A 4,279-nucleotide genomic window follows, 5' to 3' on the forward strand; every position below is an offset into this window, starting at 1 on the left:
GCACGCCGGTCGAGGCCGCCGCGGTGGTGCGGCCCACGACCTCCTCGCCCACGGGCCTGCGCTCGGCGTCGTAGCTCTCCAGCAGGCCGGGCGCAGCCTCTCCCCGCACGGCGAGGGCCAGCTTCCATGCCAGGTTGATCGTGTCCTGGATCCCCGTGTTCATGCCCTGCCCGCCGGTCGGCGGGTGGATGTGGGCGGCGTCCCCGGCCACGAAGACCCGGCCGCGGGAGTAGGCGTCGACGATCCGGTGGCTGATCCGGAAGATCGAGGACCAGCGCAGTGCGCGGGCCGTGGCGGGGGTCGGCGCGAGCCGGTCCACGACCTCCTGGATGTCCGCGAGCGTGGGGGCGACGTCCCCCTCGAAGCCGTGCGCGACCTCGCCGGCCGCCGGTGGCCGGGTCCGCAGGTGCGGCGGAGCGATCATGGACAGCCGGTAGCGGCTCGCCCCCGGCAGGGGGATGGCGACGAGCCCGTCGGCTCCGCGGTTGACCCGGATCGCGTAGCCCGGTGGGAGGTCCCAGTCGAGCTCGACGTCCCCGAGCATGTACTCGTCCGCGAACGCCCCGCCCTCGAACGTGAGGCCGAGGGACTTGCGGACGATCGAGTGCGCCCCGTCGGCTCCGACGAGGTACTGCGCCCGGACCTCCTCGCCGGTGTCCAGTGTGGCCGTGACACCCCCGGCGTCCTGGACGAACGAGGTGAGCTGCACCGGACGCTCCGGCACCGTGCCGTACCGCGCGAGGGTCTCGGCGAGGATCCGCTCGGTGTCGTACTGGGGGAGCGTGGCGAAGGCGAACGGCATGTCCGGCGGCAGATCCAGGTCGAGCGACGCGACGAGCTCGCCGTCCCGGTACACGCGCTGACCCCGCATCGGGGCCGCGAGGGCGAGTGCGGCGGGGAGCACGCCGGAGGCCTCCCAGAGCTCCAGGGTCCGCGGCTGCACCCCCACCGCCTTGGCGTACTGCCGCGGAGCGGCGAGGGTGTCGACGACGCGACACTCCACGCCGCGGCGGCGCAGCTCCAACGCGGCCGTGAGACCCACGGGTCCGGCTCCGACGACGAGCACCTCGGTCATGACGACTCCTCCCTGATCATGGGGAGGCTCGCAGAACCGGGCCGGATCGTGACAGGGCCAGCCGGCCCTGTTCGGTCAGGCCTCTTCGGACAACACCTCGTAGGCGGGCCGGAGCAGGTCGCGGACCTTCCGGCGGCGGACGGCGATCGGCAGCTCCGGGACCTGGTCCAGGAGGGCGCCGGGAGCGGGCCACGCGGGCGCGAAGCGGGTGAGGTCCGCGGCCGGGGCCTCGTAGAACGCCGCCAGCAGTTCATCCAGCGGAGTGACGGGCTCCTCGGTGGCGGGCTCGGGGGACTCGGTGGCCCCACGCCGCCTGCGCAGGTTCGCGAGCAGGGTCTCGCGGTCCCGGCCGCGCAGCGCGAGGACCTCGAACGGGTCCGCGTCGAACCGCTCGGCGAGCAGGTAGAAGACCGCGGCGAGGTGCTTGCACGGGACCGTCGCGTCCGGGCAGCCGCAGTCCATCGTGAGGTCCCGCTGGGAGGTGGGGAACAGCGCCAGGCCCAGGCCCGCGAACAGCTCCTCGATCTCGGTGGGCATCCCGCCCGCGAGCAGGGTGGCCGCGTACCAGGCGTCGTCCGCCAGGGCCTGCTCCGCACGACCCCACTCCTGCTTCCCCCAGGCCGGGATGCCGATCCGCACCTTGTACGGGGTGGGTCGGGTGCCCTGTACGAGCGCGACGACGGAGCCCGCGTCGATCTCGCAGGACACGATCTGGCCGGAGCGGGCGTAGCTGCGTCCGCGCGCCAGCCGCCCGCCGACCCCGAGCTGCTCGAGCACCGCCAGGAACCGCTTCGACCACCACGTGCGTGCGACGGTGCCGCGGGTGGAGTGGATCTGGACCCCGCCCTCGACGCGCAGGGGGCGCTTCGGATGGTCCTCCTGCGCCCAGAACGGCTGGTCACTCATCGGAGACCGCCTCGGCCCCCAGGGCGAACACGGACCGCAGCTCACCGGTGGACAGTTCGGTGAGCCAGTTCTCCCCGTCGCTGATCACCATGTCCGACAACGCCTTCTTCGACTCGATCAACGCGTCGATCCGCTCCTCGACGGTGCCGGGGCACACGAACTTGCGCACCTGGACGTTCCGCTTCTGCCCGATCCGGAAGGCGCGGTCGGTGGCCTGGTCCTCGACGGCGGGGTTCCACCACCGGTCCAGGTGGATCACGTGGTTGGCCGCGGTGAGGGTCAGCCCGGTGCCGCCCGCCTTCAGCGACAGCAGGAAGATCGCGGGCCCCTCCGGGGACTGGAACCGCTCGACCATCTCGTCCCGCCGCTTCTTCGGCGTGCCGCCGTGCAGGTGCAGGACCTCCTGGTCGAAGCGCGCGCTCAGGTGCGGGACCAGCATCGACGCGAACTCGGTGAACTGGGAGAACAGCAGGACCTTGTCGCCCTCCGCCACGATCTCGGTGAGCAGCTCCTCCAGGCGCGCGACCTTCCCCGAGCGCTTCCCGATCGGGGAGCCGTCGTGCAGGAGCTGGGCGGGGTGGTTGCAGACCTGCTTGAGCTTGGCCATCGCCGCCAGCACGTTCCCGCGCCGCTGGATCCCCTGGGAGTCCTCGATCCGCTCCATCATGTCGTCGACGATCGTGCGGTAGAGCGAGGCCTGCTCGCGGGTGAGCCGGTACTCCTGCCGGATCTCGATCTTCTCCGGCAGGTCGTCGATCACCGTGGGATCGGTCTTGAGCCTGCGCAGCAGGTACGGCCGGGTGATGGCGCGCAGGGTCTCCGCGGCCTCGGGGCTCGCGTGCCGCTCGATCGGCACCGCGAACCGCTGCCGGAAGCGCTCCGGGGTGCCGAGCATCCCCGGGTTGAGGAAGTCCATCACCGACCACAGCTCGGCGAGCCGGTTCTCCATCGGCGTGCCGGTGAGCGCGATCCGGTGGCCCGCGGAGATCCGGCGGGCCGCCTTCGACGGCGCGGCGTTGCTGTTCTTGATCGCCTGCGCCTCGTCCAGCACCAGCCGGTGCCAGGCGTGCGCGGCGAGCTCCTCGATGTCCCGTGCGGCGGTGCCGTACGTCGTGACGACGATGTCGGTGTGCGCCAACCGTTCGCGCAGCGCCTCGCCGCGCTCCCGGCCGGGCCCGTGGTGGGCGTGCACCCGCAGGTCCGGCGCGAACCGGGCCGCCTCCCGCTGCCAGGTGCCGACCAGGGACATCGGGCAGAGGATCAGCGTGGGACCGGTCGGCGTGCCCTCCCGCTCCCGCGCCTCCAGCGCCAGGAGCTGGATGGTCTTGCCCAGCCCCATGTCGTCCGCCAGGCAGGCGCCCAGGCCGAGGTTCGCGAGGAAGGCGAGCCAGGACAGCCCGCGCTGCTGGTACGGCCGCAGCGTGGCCCGGAACGACGCCGGCGGGTCGAGCGGCTCGAGCGTGCGGTCCGCGGTGCCGCTCAGCAGGTCCCCGACCCAGCCCTCCGCCGTGACGGCGGTGACCGGCAAGGGGGTGTCCAGCCCGCCCTGGGCCACGGCGAGGGTCTCCGCGACCGTGGGCGCGCGGCGGGCGTTCTGCCGCTTCAGGAACTCCAGCCCGCGGGCCAGGGCCTCGGCGTCCACCGACACCCACTGCCCGCGGATCCGGACGAGCTTGGCCTTGGCGGCGACGAGGGCGGCGATCTCCTCCTCGTCGAGCTCCTCGTCCCCGGCGGCCATGGTCCACCGGAACCGGGCCAGCTCCTCGCGGCCGAGCCCCCCGCGGGTGACGACGCCGGGCGCGCCGGGCGAGGAGACGGACAGCTTGAGCCCCAACGGCTTCCGCCCGTTCCACCCGGCGGGCAGCTGCACCCCGAACCCGGCGGCGACCAGCCGCGCGGCGTCCTCGGTGAGGAACCGGTGGGTCTCCTCGGGGTCGAGGTCCAGGTCCTCGGGGCGGGCCTGGCGCAGGGCGGCGGCCAGCGGCGGGTAGACGAGCGCGGCGCGCCCCAGCTCCGCGAGCAGGAGCTCCTGGGCGGAGGTGATCAGCCGGTCGGCGCGGCCCGCCCACACGTCGTCCGCCGACAGGACCAGGCTGGGGTCCTCGGTGGACTGCAGCTGGAACTCCAGGACCCACCGGGTGCCGTCCCCGGTCTGGTCCAGCGGGTCGTCCCCGGGGTCCGCCGGGTCGTGCAGCGTGTCGATCTCGGCGAGCCGGAAGGTGGCACGGGCGGGTCCCGTCTCCTCCGTGGTCACCGCGTCCCAGGGGGCCAGCGCGTCCGCCAGCGTGGCGAGCTCGC

Annotated in this window: 3 protein-coding genes; all 3 read right to left on the reverse strand. The window is 73.6% G+C overall.

What is annotated here, in order from left to right; genetic code table 11:
- On the reverse strand, positions 1-1,075 hold a 1,075-nt coding region (locus H5J29_RS22775; protein ID WP_181783078.1), incomplete at its 3' end, for an FAD-dependent monooxygenase.
- Between the two features lie 75 nt (positions 1,076-1,150).
- Positions 1,151-1,981, reverse strand: coding sequence for an SWIM zinc finger family protein (locus H5J29_RS22780; RefSeq protein ID WP_181783079.1), 831 nt, complete (start codon positions 1,979-1,981; stop codon positions 1,151-1,153).
- Positions 1,974-4,279, reverse strand: a 2,306-nt coding sequence (locus H5J29_RS22785) for a DEAD/DEAH box helicase (protein ID WP_181783080.1), incomplete at its 5' end; no start/stop codon positions are given. The genes H5J29_RS22780 and H5J29_RS22785, both read right to left, overlap by 8 nt.

Source organism: Pseudonocardia pini (genome assembly GCF_013870575.1).
Lineage (GTDB): Bacteria > Actinomycetota > Actinomycetes > Mycobacteriales > Pseudonocardiaceae > Pseudonocardia > Pseudonocardia pini.